The organism is Demequina sediminis, assembly GCF_030296675.1.
Taxonomy (GTDB): Bacteria; Actinomycetota; Actinomycetes; order Actinomycetales; family Demequinaceae; genus Demequina; species Demequina sediminis.
Window position 1 is genome coordinate 2,243,330 of record NZ_AP027736.1, and the last position, 17,634, is coordinate 2,260,963.

At 70.8% G+C, this 17,634-nt stretch carries 15 protein-coding genes, 1 tRNA gene, 1 other RNA gene and 1 pseudogene; 10 read left to right on the forward strand and 8 right to left on the reverse strand.

The window, feature by feature from the left end; genetic code table 11:
* The first annotated feature begins 65 nt into the window (after positions 1-65).
* On the forward strand, positions 66-1,001 hold the full coding sequence (locus tag QUE44_RS11470) for an ABC transporter ATP-binding protein (protein ID WP_286214682.1): 936 nt from the start codon (positions 66-68) through the stop codon (positions 999-1,001).
* A gap of 99 nt (positions 1,002-1,100) precedes the next feature.
* Positions 1,101-2,237, forward strand: coding sequence for an ABC transporter permease (locus tag QUE44_RS11475; protein WP_286214684.1), 1,137 nt, complete (start codon positions 1,101-1,103; stop codon positions 2,235-2,237).
* Positions 2,238-2,267: 30 nt separating this feature from the next.
* On the opposite strand, the gene recR is transcribed toward QUE44_RS11475, so the two are convergent.
* The 3 genes from recR to ffs form a co-directional block, all read right to left on the reverse strand.
* Positions 2,268-2,864, reverse strand: a complete 597-nt coding sequence (recR, locus tag QUE44_RS11480) for a recombination mediator RecR (RefSeq protein WP_286214685.1) — start codon at positions 2,862-2,864, stop codon at positions 2,268-2,270.
* Positions 2,768-4,867, reverse strand: coding sequence for a DNA polymerase III subunit gamma and tau (locus QUE44_RS11485; protein WP_286214687.1), 2,100 nt, complete (start codon positions 4,865-4,867; stop codon positions 2,768-2,770). Before QUE44_RS11485 ends, recR begins: the two co-directional genes overlap by 97 nt.
* Before the next feature lie 63 nt (positions 4,868-4,930).
* Positions 4,931-5,027, reverse strand: an RNA gene (gene ffs / locus QUE44_RS11490) — signal recognition particle sRNA small type.
* Positions 5,028-5,110: 83 nt separating this feature from the next.
* Between ffs and QUE44_RS11495 the strand changes: the two genes are divergently transcribed.
* Positions 5,111-5,198, forward strand: a tRNA-Ser gene (locus QUE44_RS11495).
* A 30-nt stretch (positions 5,199-5,228) separates the two neighbouring features.
* Entirely contained in the window at positions 5,229-5,918 is a 690-nt protein-coding gene (locus tag QUE44_RS11500) for a LytR C-terminal domain-containing protein (protein ID WP_286214689.1), read from the forward strand.
* 4 nt (positions 5,919-5,922) lie between these two features.
* On the opposite strand, the gene QUE44_RS11505 is transcribed toward QUE44_RS11500, so the two are convergent.
* From QUE44_RS11505 to QUE44_RS11525, 5 genes are all read right to left on the reverse strand, one after another.
* Positions 5,923-7,542 carry a hypothetical protein gene (locus QUE44_RS11505; protein WP_286214691.1) on the reverse strand — a complete coding sequence of 540 codons (1,620 nt, stop codon included), beginning with the start codon at positions 7,540-7,542 and terminating at the stop codon, positions 5,923-5,925.
* 167 nt (positions 7,543-7,709) lie between these two features.
* Positions 7,710-7,991, reverse strand: coding sequence for a hypothetical protein (locus tag QUE44_RS11510; RefSeq protein ID WP_286214692.1), 282 nt, complete (start codon positions 7,989-7,991; stop codon positions 7,710-7,712).
* Between the two features lie 49 nt (positions 7,992-8,040).
* A complete protein-coding gene (locus tag QUE44_RS11515) occupies positions 8,041-9,087 on the reverse strand; it encodes an arabinan endo-1,5-alpha-L-arabinosidase (protein WP_286214693.1) in 1,047 nt (348 codons plus the stop codon).
* Positions 9,084-10,592 carry an arabinosylfuranosidase ArfA gene (gene arfA, locus QUE44_RS11520; protein ID WP_286214694.1) on the reverse strand — a complete coding sequence of 503 codons (1,509 nt, stop codon included), beginning with the start codon at positions 10,590-10,592 and terminating at the stop codon, positions 9,084-9,086. Before arfA ends, QUE44_RS11515 begins: the two co-directional genes overlap by 4 nt.
* Positions 10,593-10,634: 42 nt before the next feature.
* Positions 10,635-11,921: an alpha-galactosidase gene (locus tag QUE44_RS11525; RefSeq protein ID WP_286214695.1), complete on the reverse strand. Its 1,287-nt coding sequence runs from the start codon at positions 11,919-11,921 to the stop codon at positions 10,635-10,637.
* A 423-nt stretch (positions 11,922-12,344) separates the two neighbouring features.
* Between QUE44_RS11525 and QUE44_RS11530 the strand changes: the two genes are divergently transcribed.
* The 6 genes and pseudogenes from QUE44_RS11530 to QUE44_RS14180 form a co-directional block, all read left to right on the forward strand.
* Positions 12,345-13,745, forward strand: a complete 1,401-nt coding sequence (locus QUE44_RS11530) for an ABC transporter substrate-binding protein (RefSeq protein ID WP_286214696.1) — start codon at positions 12,345-12,347, stop codon at positions 13,743-13,745.
* A gap of 74 nt (positions 13,746-13,819) precedes the next feature.
* Positions 13,820-14,773: a carbohydrate ABC transporter permease gene (locus QUE44_RS11535; protein WP_286214699.1), complete on the forward strand. Its 954-nt coding sequence runs from the start codon at positions 13,820-13,822 to the stop codon at positions 14,771-14,773.
* Between the two features lie 16 nt (positions 14,774-14,789).
* Positions 14,790-15,122 (forward strand): hypothetical protein, encoded by a 333-nt coding sequence (locus tag QUE44_RS11540; protein ID WP_286214701.1) that lies wholly within the window; start codon positions 14,790-14,792, stop codon positions 15,120-15,122.
* Positions 15,056-15,733 carry a carbohydrate ABC transporter permease gene (locus QUE44_RS11545; protein ID WP_286214702.1) on the forward strand — a complete coding sequence of 226 codons (678 nt, stop codon included), beginning with the start codon at positions 15,056-15,058 and terminating at the stop codon, positions 15,731-15,733. Before QUE44_RS11540 ends, QUE44_RS11545 begins: the two co-directional genes overlap by 67 nt.
* A 1-nt stretch (position 15,734) precedes the next feature.
* Positions 15,735-17,096, forward strand: a complete 1,362-nt coding sequence (locus QUE44_RS11550; RefSeq protein WP_286214703.1) for an arabinan endo-1,5-alpha-L-arabinosidase — start codon at positions 15,735-15,737, stop codon at positions 17,094-17,096.
* Positions 17,097-17,203: 107 nt separating this feature from the next.
* Positions 17,204-17,443 (forward strand): annotated as a pseudogene (locus QUE44_RS14180) (YesL family protein); the annotation flags it as partial.
* Positions 17,444-17,634: the final 191 nt, after the last annotated feature.

Sequence of the window (17,634 nt, forward strand, 5' to 3'; positions counted from 1 at the left end):
CAGTGTGTCAGGGTGGGGTGTCGGCTGCGGGCGATCTCCCGCGCCGCGCGAATCTAGGGGGCTCCATGACGGTGATGTCATCCGCCGTGTCCACCGCGGCGGTCAGCGCCAGCGGGGTGGCACGCGCGTTCGGCTCGGTGCAGGCCGTGACCAACGCGACGCTTGAGGTGCAGCCGGGCAACGTGACGGCGTTGATCGGACCGAACGGCTGCGGCAAGACCACGCTGATGCTCATGCTCGCGGGGTTGCTGCGCCAGGACGCAGGCGAGATCCGCGTCGCGGGCGCGGACCCTCGACACGACTCCGCGGCGGTGCGCGCGTCGATCGGCTGGATGCCGGATCAGCTGGGCTCGTGGGACAACCTCACGTGCCTGCAGACCCTCACGCTCATGGGGCGCGGATATCGGATCTCCAAGGACGAGGCGCGCGCGCGAGGCGCCGCGCTGCTCGAGACGGTGCACCTGGGCGAGTTCGCCGACCGGCCCGCGCGCGTGCTGTCGCGCGGACAGAAGCAGCGGCTGTCGCTGGCACGGGCGCTCATGAACGACCCTCAAGTGCTGTTGCTCGACGAGCCGGCCAACGGCCTGGACCCGCGCTCGCGCATCGAACTGCGCACACTGGTGCGCGATCTCGCGGCGCAGGGCCGCGCGGTGCTGGTCTCGAGCCACGTGCTCGCGGAACTCGACGAGATGGTCGACGACGCGATCTTCATGTCCAAGGGACGCACCCTGGGCGACGAGGCCGCCGCACACGTCGCGGACGCGAAGACCAGGTACCGGGTCGCGACTCTCGACGACTCCCTGCTGCGCGCCGCGCTCGCGGACTCGCGGGTGCCGTACGACGACGAGCCGACGGGAATCGTGATCCGCGTGGGCAGCGACCAGGAGGCGGCGCAGGCGCTCGCGTGGCTCATGTCCAAGGGCGTGCCCGTCCACCGCTTCGGCCCCGCCGGCAGCGCGCTCGAACAGACGTATATGGCGATGGAGGAGGAGCGGCGATGACTCTCGTGGACCAGCACCCGGCATCTGCGGGCGTCCCGGCGCCCGCATCGTCCCCCGCACCCCCGCCGGAGGCAACCCTGGCTGCCGACTCCGCGCGGCGTGTGGCTCGTCACCGGAATCGAGCTGCGACGCCGCCGCCCCACCGTCAAGGGGTGGATCTTCTACGGACTCGTGCTCGCCGTGATCCTCGGTCTCGGGATCCTCGTCGCCGTGTCCTCGTCCGACGAGAAGACCTCGGGACCGCTCGAGATGGTGCTCGTGCTGGTGCTCGGAGCCGGCATGCTCATCGCGCCGTCCCTCGCCGCGACGTCGATCAACGGTGACTCCGCGGAGGGGGTGCTCGCCCCGCTGCAGATGACGCGGCTCACCGCAGGAGACCTGGCGATCGGCAAGCTGCTCGCCTCGTGGTTCATCGCCTTCGCGGTGCTGGTGACCACCACGCCCCTCCTCGTGTACGCGTTCTCGCGCTCGGGCTGGCACTGGGACGAGCTCGCGATCGTGCTGGGCGCGATTCTGCTGGTCGTACTCACGTCCACCGCGATCGGCCTCGCGTGGTCCTCTCTCGCCGCGCGTGCCGTGGCGTCCGTGTCGCTCGCGCACCTCACCACCGGGTTCCTGCTGCTCGGCACGCTGCTGGCGTTCGTGTTCGTGCAGCCACTGGTGTCCGAGACGGTGACCGACGTCAACCGCTACGTCGACTACGGGGCGATGACTCCCGAGCAGCAGCGTGCATACGAGGATGCCCAGATGACGGGCGACTTCTCCGAGCTCGATGTCGCCTCGCTGCCCTGCATGGAGTACAGCTCGCAGTACGGGGTGGCTCACACCGACCGCATCGCGTGGATGATCCTCGCCAACCCCGTGGTGATGATCGGGGAGGTGTCGCCGATCATCAACGCCGAGACCTACGAGAAGGACGGTCGCGCCGCCCCCGGCGTGTTCGCGATCATGCATGCCACCGTGTCCGGGTGGCGCATGGGGCCGTCCGAGGAGGACCTTGCCGGGCGCACCTACGACGAGTGCGCCAACCTCGCCGCGATGGCCGCGGGCGAGGAGCCGCCCATGATGGACGAGGGCGACTGGGAGGCGGAGCAGGAGGCGATGTCGGTCTACGCGCCGGCGCCGTGGGTGGGCCTGGGTCTCCAGATCGCGCTGCTGCTCGGCTCGGTGTGGATCGTCATCTCTCGCCTGCGGGTGCCCTACAAGAAGCTCCGCCAGGGCACGCGCGTGGCCTGACCTCGCGGCGCTCGGCGGAGTGAGCGCGACTCAACTGACGGTGCGGCGGCCCTCGAACGCGCGACCCAGCGTGACCTCGTCGGCATACTCGAGGTCGCCGCCCACCGGCAGTCCCGAGGCGAGGCGCGACACCGTCACGCCGAGCGGCACGAGCATGCGGGTGAGGTACGTCGCGGTGGCCTCGCCCTCGATGTTGGGGTCGGTCGCGATGATGACCTCCTCGACCTTGCCGTCGCCGAGGCGCGTGAGCAGTTCGCGGATGCGCAGGTCGTCGGGCCCCACGCCGTTCATCGGGTCGATCGCGCCGCCCAGCACGTGATAGCGGCCGCGGAACTCGCGCGTGCGCTCGATGACCACCACGTCCTTGGGCTCCTCGACCACACACAGCAGGTCCTCGGCGCGGCGCGGGTCGGCGCAGATCCGGCACTGCTCGGACTCCGCGACGTTGCCGCATGTCGCGCAGAAGCGCACCTTCTCCTTGACCGTGATGATCGCGTCGGCGAGCCGACGCACATCCGTGGGGTCTGTGCTCAGCAGATGGAACGCGATGCGCTGCGCGCTCTTGGGCCCGATGCCAGGGAGGTGGCCGAGCTCGTCGATAAGGTCCTGCACCGCGCCGTCGTACATGGGGTCAAGAGTAGGCGCACGGGGTGACTAGTCCTCGACGATCGTTCCGCCGAGCATCTTCGCCACGACCTCCGCACCCGAGAGCTGCGAGTCCTCGGCGCGGGCATCGTCCGCGGAGATCTCCTCCTCGTCGAAGGGGGCTCCACATCGGGTGGTAGGTCCGGCGGCACGTCCCACGGCGGAGGGGCCGATGCCGTGGCTCGCGGTGTCGCGCCCGTGGCAGGGGAGGCGGGGCTCGTGGGGGAGGACGGCCGGGCCGTGGGCGTCGCGGCAGCCGGGGGTGCGGCGGCTGCCGCGGAGGGTGACGCCGCGCGCGCCGGTGACGCCTGGGTGGCGGCGACGGGTCCCGCGAAGGCCGTGATGCGCAGCTGCATGCCGAGCGTCTCGCGGATCGCGAGCTGGAGGTTTTCGGCGTGCTTGCCGCCGTCGAGCATCGACACCAGGTTGGGGTTGGCGACCGCGAGCGACAGCGCGCCGTCCTCGACCGAGGACACCTGGGCGTTCTGGCTCACGAGCGTCCACGTGACGCGCCACCGCTCGAGCGTCCCGAGCACCTCGGGCCATCGCCTGCGGACGAGCTCGGTGTCGGCGGCGCCTCCCGCTGGTCCGGTTGACGGTGTCGTCGCGGGAGTCGTCGCGGGAGCCGATGCGCCGGCCGTCGTGGGCGCGGGGGCCGCCGGGGCGGGGGACCAGTCGTCGTCGGATGCGGTCTCGGGTGCCGCGGCGGGGGCGGGCGCGGGCTTGGGTGCCGGCGCGGGTGCGGCTGAGGGAGCGGGGGTCGGATTCGCGGCAGGGGCGGGCGCCGGAGCGGCCGCGGGAGCAGGGGCAGGCGTCGCCACCGCGGGCTCACTGGCGCGCGCGGCGGGTGCGGTGGGTGCGGCGGGCGCGGTGGCGACCGTTCCCGGATCCGACGCGAGCAGCCGCGCACACAGCAGTTCGAGGTGAAGGCGCGGAGATGTTGCCCCGACCATGCGGGTGAGGGCGTCGTTGATGAGGTCGGCCGCCACGGAGCCGCGCGCGAGTCCCAGCCGTCGCGCCTGGTCACGCATGCGCTCGAGCTGGTCCTCGGGCATCTCGCCGAGGGCACGGACGCCGCCCTCGCCCGCGGCGGTGAGCACCAGGAGGTCGCGCATGCGCTCGAGCAGGTCCTCGACGAACCTGCGGGGCTCGTGGCCAGTGGACATCACGCGCTGCACGACGTCGAACAGCGAGGCGCCGTCGGCCGCGGCGATCGCGTCGATCGCGTCGTCGAGCAGCGTCGCGTCCGTGAAGCCCAGCAGGGCGATCGCGCGCTCGTAGCTCACGCCGGCGGCGTCCGACCCCGCCATCAGCTGGTCGAGCACGGACAGCGTGTCGCGCACCGATCCCCCACCCGCGCGCACCACGAGCGGCAACACGCCCGAGGCGACCGTCACGCCCTCCGCCTCGCACAGCGACTGGAGGTAGCCGGTGAGCACGGGCGGCGGCACCAGCCGGAACGGGTAGTGATGCGTGCGGGACCTGATGGTGCCGATCACCTTCTCCGGCTCCGTGGTCGCGAAGATGAAGCGCACGTGTGGCGGCGGCTCCTCCACGAGCTTGAGGAGCGCGTTGAAGCCCTGGGTGGTGACCATGTGGGCCTCGTCCAGGATGAAGATCTTGTAGCGGTCGCGCGCGGGCGCGAACGCCGCGCGCTCGCGCAACTCCCTCGCGTCGTCGACGCCGTTGTGCGATGCCGCGTCGATCTCGACCACATCGACGGAACCGGCGCCGCCGCGCGCGAGCTCGACGCACGAGTCGCATTCGCCGCACGGCGAGTCCGTGGGGCCCTGGGCGCAGTTGAGGCAGCGGGCGAGAATGCGGGCCGACGTGGTCTTTCCGCATCCGCGCGGCCCGGAGAACAGGTACGCGTGATTGACGCGGTCGGCCCTCAACGCCTGCATGAGCGGGGTGGTCACGTGCTCCTGGCCCACGACGTCCGCAAAGGTGTCGGGACGGTAGCGGCGGTACAGGGCGGTGGTCACGGATACGACTCTAGTGCGGGGGTGAGACGGCCCGCGCGGGCCATCCACAGCATCGTCCGGGCGCGAAAGGACCCCCCACGCACCCGACAGAGCCCGCTTACCCTTGCTTCATTCCTGACCTGGGGGAGTTGGGCGAGATGACGCCACGTGAGGGGTCGCCGACTAGTCTAACCGCACTCCCGACACCCCTGTCTCGCGCGCTGTACTCGCAGACGCGCGGCCTCGGGTAATATTGCCGGGCCTGGAGGATTCGCCTAGTGGCCTATGGCGCACGCTTGGAAAGCGTGTTGGGTGCAAGCCCTCGGGGGTTCGAATCCCCCATCCTCCGCCAGATGTCCTGAACCGCGACGGGATGGTACGAGTGACCCAGCCAGCGATGGGCCGCCCCGATGCGCGGCGCGCGAAGGTCCGCCGTCACCGTCGCGAGCGCCAGATCATCGTCTTTGGCGTCCTGGTGATCCTCGTGGCCTTCGCGGCGGTATTCGCCGCGGGTGTGTACAAGGGCGATGTCGACGGTCCGTTCTCGCAGCCGTTCGTCACCCCGGCGGGCGCCTTCGAGAGCGATGTCGACCTCGTGTGCCCGCCGCCGTCGTCGACGCCGCTTCCCGCGGATCAGGTCGCCGTGCGCGTGCTCAACGGCACCGAGACGAGCGGACTCGCGTCGGATGTCGCCGGTGACCTCGAGTCCCGCGGGTTCGTGCTGCTGGGCGCGAGCAACTGGAGCCGCGGCTACCCCGAGGGCGTGCGCCTCTACTTTGGCCCGAACGGCGTCCACCAGGCGTACACCGTCGCGCGGCACTTCGAGGCGGTCGACATGGTGCTCGACAATCGCCCCGGAACGCTGGTCGACGTGGTGCTGGGCGACACCTTCGCGGAGGCATCGACCTTGAGGTCGGCGCTCGCCCCCGAGCTCGACGAGACCCGCACCCTCACCGCCAACGCGGCCTGCCTGCCTGCGAGCCTGGTGACGCCCGTGCCCGCCCCGCGCACCCTTCCTGAGAACCCGCTCGACCCCGAGCCCTCCCCGAGCCCGTCGCCGTCGGCGTCGTAGCGCGCTAGCCTCGCGCGGCGGCCAGGCGCGGGCGTGACGCCGCGGGCGCACGGCGACGGCCCGCCAGCGCGCCGGCAACCATCACGCTCATGAGCGCGACCGCGGCGAGGGCCGCGGCAAGCACGCGCCCGACCCCCTCGGGTCCCGCCTGCGCCGCCCCGTCCGCGAGAGCGGCCGCCCCGCTCGCCAGGGTGTCGCCCCCGGCCGCGAGCTCGCCGGTTCCCGTCGCGAGCCGCGCCGCGCCGTCCGTGAGCGTTCCGGCGCCGTCCGCGAGCTCGCCGGTACCGTCCGCGAGCCGGCCCGCGCCGTCGACGAGCGTGAGCCCACCCTCCTCGAGGGTCGTGGCCGCGGCGTCGAGCCTGCTCGCCCCCTCGGTGAGCCGCGCCACGCCATTCGTGAGGCTGTCGATGCCCTCGTTGATCGAGCCGCTCGCGTCGTCGAGCCGCGCGAGACCCGCCGAGAGTTCTGCGGCACCGGAGTCGACCCGGTCAAGACCGGTTGCGAGTTCCTCCTGGTGAACCACGAGCGTCGACGCGCCCTCGTGAACGTCCCGCGCTCCCACCGCGACGCCGCCAGCGAGACCCGCGACGCGGGATCCGGCGTCCGACGCGTCCGAGAGCCTGGCGGACTGCGCCAGCGTCGCGTCGTGGTGAGCGCGGCTCGAGTCGGCGAGCGCGGCGGCGGCCGGGGCCGCCGAGCCCTCGAGCGCCGATGCCCCCGCGGTCAGGGCGAGCGCGGCCCCCTCCGCCTGCGAGGCCACCCGCGCCATCTCGGCGTCGAGGGCCGCGAGGGTCGCGGGGTCCACGGTCCCGGCGTGGAGGCCCTCGATGAGGTCCTCAAGCGCGGCGACGGACTCGAGGAGGCCGTCGGTGCCCGAGGCTGCCTGGGAGGCGTTCTCGAGGGCGCCGGCGAGGGCCGTGGCGTGCTCGTCGAGCGCGGCGGCGTCGGCGGCTAGGGCGTCCGACGAGCGATCGAGTTCCCGTGCGGCGGTCTTCGCGGCAAAGAGGTCGACCGCGAGTGCCGCGGCGTCCTCGGCGGATTCGGTCGCGGCGGCGGAGGTTGCCGCGGTGCCCTGCGCGAGAGAGGCCGCGCCCTCCGTGAGGTCGTGCGCGCCGCGCGCCGCATCCGCGGTGGCGGCGTCGAGGGTCGTCGCGCCGTCGGCCGCGAGCCCGACGCCGTCGAGGTAGAGCCGCGCGCCCGAGGCGAGGGAGTCGACACCGCCCGCGAAGAGCGCGACGCCTTCGGTGTACTCGGCCACCCCATCCGTGTAGTGGCCGACCCCGGTCGTGTAGTCCGTCGCGCCGGTCGCGAGCGTCGTCGCGCCCTCCTCGACACGGGTGGCGCCGTCCGCGAGCTGCGAGGCTCCCGCGCTCAGGGCATGCGCGCCTTCGTCGACCTGTGACACGCCATCCGCGACGCGTTCCGCTCCGCCCGCCACGCGCACCGCGCCGTCCGCAACCATTCCGCCCAGCGTCACCATCCCCCACGGCAGGGCGAGAGTCGCGACGCCCAGCGCTACCACGGCGACGCGCGCGCTCAGCGGCCATCGGGACCGCGGGCGAGGGGACGCCTCGCGTCGGTGCTCGGCGGCAGCGGCGGGATCGGGGACTGGAGCGGCGGCCATGATCCTCCTTTGGACCGGCTTCGTCGCCGGTCTCCGGCCTTCGCGACCACGCTGTCGCGAAGGGCGCGGCCTTCGCCGCGCCTGGGTCCACCCTACGCCCGGTCTTTACCGGATCGTGACCAAATTTCGGGGCGAGGCTGGCGCGGGCTCACCCGGGCATCGTCCCGTCAGAACACGAAGGTCGCGAGCAGGAAAGCGGCATAGCACGCGAGGCCACCCATCGCGGGAACCTGGGAGGCGGTGCTCCAGGCGCCGCGCACCGCCGCCACGGCGAAGGCCACGGTCAGGAGGACCCATGCTGCGGTGTGACCGTGGTTCGCCGCGACCGCCAGGACCCCGCCGTCGGTGCGCGGGGGCACCCCGTCCCCCACGAACGCGAAGATCCCGGTGACGGCCGCGGCGACCACGGCGGCGAGGGCGAACAGCGCGCGCCGGGCGGAGCCTGTCATGACACGACCGTAGCGCCACCGCCGCACCGCCGCGTGTGCATTCGGGACACTAGTCGGCGAGCTCCTCGGCCGTCCGGGCGATGGGCCAGCCGTCCTCGGTCCACGCGAGCTCGCGCAGCTCGAGGCGCGGCGCTCCCCCGAGGTCGGCGTCGTAGACGTGCGCCGCGAGGTAGCCGTCCGAGAAGGACTGCCCGCCGGGGCCGATCATCGCGCCGCGGGTCGCGAGCAGCTCGTCTCCGCCGTCGTGCCTCATGTCGTTGCCCCACCTGTCGAGGTACGGACCCGTGACGTCCGTCGCGCGTCCCACCGCGACGGAGTACGTCGAGTCGACTCCCTGGCAGCACGAGTCGCGCGACACGAAGAGGTAGTAGTAGCCGTCCCTGTGCACGAGGTAGGGCGCCTCGATCGCGTTGGTCTGCGTGCCCCGCGACGCGATCATGACAGGCTCGGCCTCCGCCACCGGCTTCCCGCTGGGCCATTCGAGCTGCAGGAGGTGGATGCCGCCCCAGAACGAGCCGAAGGCCATCCACGGCGCGCCGTCCGCGTCCTCGACCACGCCCGCATCGATCGCGTTGTAGTGCGTGACGCCGGGCTCCGAGCGCCACACCTCGCCCTGGTCGGTCCACCCGTAGGCGGGATCGTCGGGGTCGAGAGTGGGCGATGTCATGAGGCCGATCAGCGACCGGTTGGAACCGAAGGTCGACGCGGAGTAGTAGAGGTACCACGTGCCGTCGTGCTCGATGAGCTCCGGCGCCCAGAAGTTCTCGACCCCGGGTATCGCCTCGTAGACCCACTCGGGGCGTGTGTCCGCGTCCCATGCCGTGCCCACGTACTCCCACTCGACACCGTCGCTCGACCGCCTGATCTGCGGCGCGCCGAGTCCCCGGCGCACGTCGCCGGTCGAGTACACGTACCAGTCGTGGTCCTGCGTGCCGGCGACGAGCGCGGGGTCGTGGACGGCGATGTCCCCCGTCGCGTCGACGCGAGTCGCGCCGGCGGAGTCGGCCGTCCACGGTGCCCACAGCGCCGTCGCGGTCACCGCCGCTGCCGCCGCCAGCCCCGCGGCCGCCGCGATCAGCGTGCGTCGACGCGTCACTTGCCGAGCCGGATGACGTTCCACGACACCGGGGGCAGGCTCGCGCCCAGCCGTCCGTCGGTGACGGCGGCCGTGGCGTTGGCGACCGGCGCGACAGAGGAGTCGTCATCCGCGGTCGCCGACCACGTGTGGTCGGGGTTGCTGAGGCTTGTCGCGCCCAGCACCCGCAGGCCCGGCAGCGCGCGCAGGTCGACGTCGAGCGCGAGAGGCTCGGTCAGGGAGCGGTTGATCGCGAAGATCACGGTCTCGCCCGTCTCGGGATCGCGGGTCGCCACCGCGTCGAGCAGGGGGACCTCCCCGTAGCGCGCGGTCTCGTAGAGCGGCGCCTGGACCTCGACGCGCAGCACCTCGCCGCGCGCGAGCGCCGCGGCCTGCGCGAAGGGGTGGAAGGTGGTCTGGCGCCACGAGCGTCCGCCCGGCTCGGTCATGATCGGTGCGATCACGTTGACCAGCTGTGCAAGCGACGCCGAGTGGACCCGGTCCGTGTGGCGCAGGAGCGAGATGAGCAGGCCGCCCACGACCACGGCGTCCGCGACGTTGTAGCGGTCCTCGAGCAACACGGGCGCGACCGGCCAATCGGTGCCCGACGGCGGGCGCGACTCCGCGCGATGCTGGTACCAGACGTTCCACTCGTCGAACGAGAGGTGGATGCGCTTGGTCGCCTTCTTCTGCGCGCGCACCAGGTCCGCCGCCGCGACCACCGCCTCGACAAAGTGATCCATGTCGACCGCCGAGGCGAGGAACGAGCCCAGGTCGCCGTCCTCCTCGAAGTAGTAGGCGTGCGCGGACACGTAGTCGACCTGCTCATACGTGTGCCCGAGCACCGTGCGCTCCCACTCCCCGAACGTGGGCATCGACGAGGCCGAGGACCCGCACGCGACCAGCTCGAGGTCCGGATCGATCATGCGCATCGCGCGCGCGGTCTCCTCCGCGAGGCGCCCGTACTCGTCGGCCGTCTTGTGGCCGAGCTGCCACGGCCCGTCCATCTCGTTGCCCAGGCACCACATGCGGATGTTGTGCGGGAGCTCGGCGCCGTGGGAGCGGCGCAGGTCGGACCAGTACGTGCCGCCCTCGACGTTGCAGTACTCGAGCAGGTCCAGCGCCTCCTGCACGCCGCGGGTGCCGAGGTTGACGGCCATCATGGGCTCGGTGCCCGCCTTGGCCGACCACCGCATGAACTCGTCGACGCCCACGAGGTTGGGCTCGGTCGAGTGCCATGCGAGGTCGAGTCGCCGCGGCCGCGACTCGACGGGCCCGATCCCGTCCTCCCAGCGGTATCCCGACACGAAGTTGCCGCCCGGATACCGGACCGTCGACACGCCCAGCTCCCGCGTGAGCGCGATCACGTCCTCCCGGAAGCCGTCGGCATCCGCGGTCGAGGAGGCGGGATCGTGGATGCCGCTGTAGACGCAGCGGCCGAGGTGCTCGACGAACGAACCGAACGTGCGCCGGCGCACCGGCCCTACGCGGTAGGCGGGATCGAGGATGAGGGAGGCGTGGATCACGATGGTCCTTTCTGGCCGCGCGTCGCTGCGCGGATGACGAGTCTAGAGAACGTTATCGAACGCGACCCACGCGACGTCGTGGGGCGCGAGGGTGGCGACCAGGTCGCCCCCGTCGAGCCTGGCAAGGGACGATGCCCCCCACAGGTCGGTGACCCGCGTCGCGTGGGTGGCATGAGGGGTGAGTGACGACACGGGAACGCGGATCGCGCGTGGCTGACCGCCCGTCCAGAACACCGCGGCATACCGGCGATCGCCCCGTGCGGCCGATGCCGTCCATGCGATGATCTCGCCGTCGTCGAGCGGCTCGCGCAGCGCCTCCGCGCCCTCACGTGACCCCGTGAGCACTTCCTGGATCGCGGGGTTCGCGAGCAGCTCGAGCGTCTGCTCGGACGTGTGAGGCAGGTCGCCGCCGACCATGAGGGGCGACCTCGCCATCGTCCACAGCGTGAGCAGCGTGCGTTGTTCCGCGAGGGTGAGGCGACTGTCGCGCTCGTCCCCACGCTCGGCGCGAATCCCGATGCGCCCGAGCGGCAGCATGTCGGCATCCGTCCAGCCGCCCGGCCGCTGGTGCGGGGCCCACCGCGCGAGGCGGGTGAACTGCGCGTGGACGTCCTCCCGGCGGTCCCAGAGGTCGTCCGAGACACGCCACATCTGCGCGTGGTCGCGCAGATGAGCGAGGTGGGTGGTCGACAGGTGGGTGCCCGGCGACAGGGACAGCACGATCGGCCGCCCCGAACGCTCGATGGCCCGCGCGTAGGCCTCGATCTCGCGTGCGTGATACGGCGCCTGCATGTCGTCCGCCTTGATGAAGTCGACCCCCCACGAGGCGAACTGCGCGACCTGAGAGTCGTAGTACGCCTGCGCACCGGGGTGGTCCTGGTCGAGTCCCACGTTGTCGGGGTTCCACGCGCACGCGCGGTCGGGGTCGGCGATGTCGGCCGCGGTCCACTGCGTGCCGAGGATGGGGAGGTTGCGCTCGACCGCGAGCCGCGGGATCCCGCGCATGATGTGGAGACCGAACTTCAGCCCGAGACCGTGAACGGTATCCGCGAGCGGGCCGAACCCCGCGCCCCCGGCGGCGGAGGGAAAGCGGTTGACCGCGGGCAACTGGCGGCCGAACGCGTCGAGGGCGAGCGGCGCATCCGCGTTGTATCCGTGCGCGCGCGCCGTCGGGTCGTACCAGGCGATGTCGACCACGACCGTGTCCCAGCCGTGGGGGAGCAAGCGCTCCGCGAGCACGCGCGCATTCGCGAGGACCTCGCGCTCGGTCACCGTGGTGCCGTAGCAGTCCCAGCTGTTCCATCCCATGGGAGGGGTGGAGGCGAGCATCGTCGCTCCTTCGGTCGTGGACGCCCGTGGGTGGCCGTCCGCTCTCTACATCGTTGTAGGCCAATCGTGCCCATCGGGCGCCGGATTCGTCAAGTTGTGGCGCTGGGCGGCGTGTGGAGCAGTGCCGGGACGCGGGTGTCGCGCGCCGTTCTCGCGGGCCCTCCCGGCCCCGCGTGACGGCATCGTCCCTCATAAAGCGGCCCTACCGTCGTGCGAGACGGAATCGTGACCTGGGTCCGCTTGACCGCCTGCCGCGAGATGTGTCATGGTTCCATCGTTGTAAATCTCCCGGCACGGTGCCGGGCTGACAGCCTGGGGTCAATGACGACCAGGTCGGAGACTGGTTCCCTTTCCCGCGGGAGGGGAGCCGGACTACCGCCCGGCCCGACCTCACTCGTCAATGAAGATCAGGGAGGCAGGCAGATGCGAAGGATGAAGGCGGCGGCGGTCGCGGCCACCATGGCTGGAGCCCTCACGCTCGCGGCGTGCAGCGGCAGCTCGAGCGGCAACGCGAGCGAGGAGCCCGACACCTCGGGCGGCGACGCCCCCAACGAGCTCACGTTCATGTTCCGCGGCGGCGAGTACGACAAGCTCGCCTACGAGCAGGCGATCGCGAGCTTCGAGGAGGAGACCGGCGCCTCGGTGACGATGATCATCACGGATGCCGACCAGTACGCGACCAAGCTGCAGGCGGCCATCGCGGGCAACAAGGTTCCCGACGTGTTCTACATTGAGCCCGGCCGCATGCAGGGCTACGTCTACGCCAACGTCCTGGCGGACCTCACGAGCTACGTCGAGCAGGACGTGCTCGACAACATCTGGGACTTCGGCGTCGAGGCCTACCGCTTCGACAAGGAGACCGGTCAGGCCCGCACCGGACCGCTGTACGGCCTGCCCAAGGACGTGGGGCCGTTCGGCTTCGGCTACAACACGGTGATGTTCGAGAAGATGGGCATCGAGGCGCCCGACCCGGACGTGCCGCTCACGTTCGACGAGTTCGTCGACATCGCGAAGCAGCTCACCACCGACACCGACGGCGACGGCGAGCTCGACCAGTGGGGCACCGGCCTCAACGTCCAGTGGAACTCGCAGGCCTTCGTCTGGGGCGCCGGCGGCGACTGGATCTCGGAGGACCAGAAGACCGTCACGGTCGACGACCCCGCCTTCGCGGAGGCGCTCCAGTGGTTCGCCGACCTTCAGCTGGTCGAGCAGGTCACGCCCTCGGTCGAGCCGGCGCAGACTCTCGACACGTACCAGCGCTGGATGGCGGGAGAGATCGGCTTCTTCCCCGTGGCGCCGTGGGACATCGCAACCTACAACGCAGTGGCCGAGGAGAACCCCGACACGTTCGGCTACGACGTGATCCCCTACCCCGTGGCCAACGCGGGTGACGAGACCGCGACGTGGCTCGGCTCGCTGGGCATCGCGGTCGCGGAGACCTCCAAGAACAAGGACCTCGCCGCTCAGCTCGCGGTGTACCTGTCGACCGACCTCGAGGCGCAGAAGATCCTCGCCGAGAATAAGGTGCAGATCCCGAACATCAAGGACTACGCGTTCGGCGAGTGGATCGAGACCGATGCCCCCGCGGCCGGCTGGCCCGCCAACACCGAGGAGTTCCTCCAGATCGCGGACGAGTACGGCCGTGCCCTCCCCGGCACGTGGACGTATGCGCCCGAGTGGTACGACGAGTTCTGGGTGGGAATCGACCAGGTCCTGACCGGCCAGATGACCGCAGCCGACTATGCGGCGCAGGTCCAGCCCAACATGCAGAGCAAGCTCGACCTCGCGTGGAGCAACGCCGAGCAGGCCAAGGCCCAGGGCTAGCCGAGCCCACGAGCACGATCCCGGGGCCGGTACCACGGCACCGGCCCCGGGACCGCTCGAGGAAGGACTGAGAGATGGCGACCACAGCGCCCGAGCAGGCGACCAGCCGCTGGACCAAGGAGGACGCACGCGCCGCGCGCAAGCGCAACGCGAAGCTCCACCGCAAGGAATACGTGTGGGCGGCGGCATTCCTCGCGCCGCCCGTGATCGGGTGGATTGCGTTCCTGCTGTTCCCCATGGCGTTCTCCGTGTATGCGTCCTTCACCAACTGGAATGGCCTGGGGGCCATGCAGTGGATCGGACTGCAGAACTACGTGAACCTGTTCCAGGATCCGTATTTCTGGAAGGCGCTGTGGAACACGCTCTTCTACATGATCGGCATCCCGATCGGCCTGGCCCTGTCGCTGGGTCTCGCGCTTGCGCTGAGCCGCAAGATCCGCGGACGCACGTTCTTCCGCACGGTCTACTACATCCCCGTGATCTCCTCGCTCGCGGCGATCGCGATCCTGTGGCAGTGGGCCTACAACGGCGACTTCGGGCTCGTGAACCAGGTGCTCGCGCTGTTCGGCATTCAGGGTCCCAACTGGCTCATGGACCCGGTCACCGCCAAGCCGGCGCTGGTCATCATGATGGTCTGGAAGGGCCTCGGGTACTCGATGATCCTGTACCTGGCCGCCGTGCAGGCGGTGCCGCGGTCGCTGTATGAGGCGGCCGCGCTCGACGGTGCGAACGCGTGGAAGCGGTTCACCAAGATCACCTGGCCCATGGTGCGGCCCGTGACGTTCTTCCTCGTGGTCACCAACATCATCGGCGGCTCGATGATCTTCACCGAGATCAACATCATGACGCCCACCGGCGGACCGCAATGGAGCACCGCGTCCCTGGTCTGGTACGTCTGGAACAAGGCCTTCCGCAACCTGCAGATGGGCTACGCGACAGCGATGGCGCTGGTCCTCGGCATCCTCGTCCTCATCGTCACGATCATTCAGTTCCGGCTGAACCGTGCCAACAACTTCTCGATCGACTGAGGGAGGGAGACTTCACATGAGCGTCACCTCGTCAACCGCGAAGACCGCCCCCGCCGCGATGGTCAAGGCGACCGGCGGCGACCCCCGTCCCGCGATTGCGCCCGGCTTCTTCAAGGCCAAGGGCGCCACCCGCGAGAACCCGCTGGTCAATGCGTTCCTCACCGCGATCCTTGCGGTCGGCGCCGTCATCATGGCCGCGCCGTTGCTGTGGATGGTCTCGACCTCGCTCAAGACCAAGGAGGGCGTGTACGCCCTCCCCCGGAGTGGATTCCCGATCCGTTCATGTGGGACACGTACGTGCGCCTCTTCGACGACACCTACGTGCTGTCGGGCATCAGGAACTCGCTGATCGTCTCGGTCAGCGTGACCGTGGTCGGCACCGTGTTCTCGGCGCTCGCGGCCTTCGCCCTCGCGAAGCTCCGCCTCCCCGGCAAGAACGCGATCTTCCTCATGCTGCTGTCGGGAATGATGGTGCCGTTCCCCACGCTGATGATCCCTCAGTTCGTGATGTTCTCGAAGATCGGCTGGGTGGACACGCTGCTCCCGCTGATCGTGCCCGTCATCCTGGGCAACGTCATCATGATCTTCTTCCTGCGCCAGTACCTGCACAACGTGCCCGACTCGCTGGTCGAGGCGGCCAAGATCGACGGTGCTTCCTACCTGAAGATCTTCTGGACCATCATCGTGCCGCTCATCCGGCCGGCGATCGCCGCGCAGTTCATCCTGTGGTTCATGTTCGTGTGGAACGACTACCTGGCGCCGATCATCTACCTCAACACCCCCGAGATTCAGACGCTCCAGGTGGTGATCGCGAACATGAACGTCCAGTACGCGACGCAGCGCGACTACCCGCTCATCATGGGTGCCTCGGTGGTGTCGGTCCTGCCCATCCTGATCGTCTTCCTGGTCTTCCAGCGCCAGATCATCGAGTCGATCGCCCTCACCGGATCGAAGACCTGAGATGACCACGACCGACACGGCCCCGTCCCTCGACGGCGGGGCCGGTGGCCCCTCGCGTCCCGATCCGTCCACCTGGGGCGCGCGCAACGCCCACGACCCGACCGCGGTGCGTGACGACCACGGCGTCTACTGGCTGTTCTCGACCGACGCCGATGCCGACGGTCCCCTGCGCGCCTCCGGCGTCCAGATCCGGCGCTCGACCGACCTGGTCACGTGGGAGTACGTGGGCTGCGCCCTCGATGGCGTGCCTGCACCGGCCTTCGCCCACACGGGCGCCGACGGCCTCTGGGCGCCCGACGTGGTGCGCGTGGAGACCGCGGACGGTGTCCAGTGGCGCATGTACTACTCGGCGTCGACCTTCGGCTCGCGCACGTCGGCGATCGGCCTGGCGACCGCGCCCGCTCCGGAGGGGCCGTGGGAGGACCGCGGGCTGGTGGTCGCGACGCGTCACGAGGTCGACCACCACAACGCGATCGACGCGCAGCTGGTGATCGACGGTAAGCGTCACGTCATGGTCTACGGCTCGTTCTTCGCGGGCCTTCACGTGATCGAGCTCGACCCGGTCACCGGCTTCGCTCTTCCCTCCGGGAAGGCGATCACGCCTGCTCCGGATGGGCCGGCATCGTCCCCCGGCACGCTCATCGCGCGGCGCCCGCGCGACGTCGACACCGCGCTCGAGGGCCCGTACGTGATCGCCCGCCCCGGCGGGGGCTGGGCGCTGGTGGTCTCCTATGACTCGCTCGTCAGCACGTATCACCTGCGCGTCGCGGTCGCGCGCGACCTCGAGGGGCCGTACGTCGATCCCGCCGGTCACGCGATGACGGATCTCGACGCCGACCCGACCTCGGTGGGCCTCACGGTGCTCGCGAGCCATCGGCTCGAGGGTGCGCGCGGCATCCTGGCGCCCGGTCATGCCTCGGTGCTGACGGAGCAGGGGCGCCAGCTGCTGGTCCACCACACCCGCTTCGAGGAGACGCCGCGACAGCACGAGGTGCAAGTGCGCAGGCTCGTATGGACCCACGAGGGCTGGCCCCTGGTGTCGATCCAGCCGTGGGCCGGAGCGCGCGAGAACGACGACGAGTCCACATGGCCGTCGCGCCTCGCGGAGCTCGAGGGCGAGTGGGAGATCGTCGACTTTGGCGGCCCCACGGACGTCGTGACGCCGTCGCGGCGCGTGCGTGTGGGCCCCGCGGAGCTTGAGGGGCTGGTCGCGCACGGCGCCGGGCGGTTCACTCGCGATGGTTCGTCGCCCGTGGACGCCGTGGTGTTCCCCGGGTGGGATGCGGTGCGCGGCCGCGCGGCGCTCGTCTGTGCCGCGCGCGGTCCGGCGGGCTCGGTCGTGGTCGGCACGCGGGTGGGATGATGGCGATCGTGGCGGACAGGAAGGCGCGACCCGGACGCGTGAAGCAGCCGGTGCCGCTCGAGGGCAGCGCCGGCGAGCAGGACATTCCTGGCTGGTCGGGCCGGCTCATGGCGTGGTTGCGCGTCGCGGCGCAGCTCGCCGGGATTCAGATCCTCATGGTGACAGGGACGATGCTCGGGCTGGGGATTGCGGGCCTGGGGCCGGCGATGACCGCCGGGGCGATCCTGCTGCGCAGGCTTGCCGAGGGCGACGCGTCCGATGCGCTGTGGCGAGACTTCTGGGGTGCGTATCGCCAGGAGTTCCGCCGCGCCGTGATCGTCACGGCCCCGCTCATCCTGGTGGTCGTGCTCGCCTGGTATGAGCTGCTGGTGTTGCTCGCGCACGGGTCTGGGACGCTGGCCGCGGTGCTGACGGGGGCCGTGATTGCCGTGGGCGGCTACGCGATCGCGTGCCTGGTCTACGCCCCGCACGTGCTGCGCCGCTACGGCGACGCCCCGCTGCCCGCGCTGCGGTTCGTGGCGCTCGCCCCGCTCCTGTC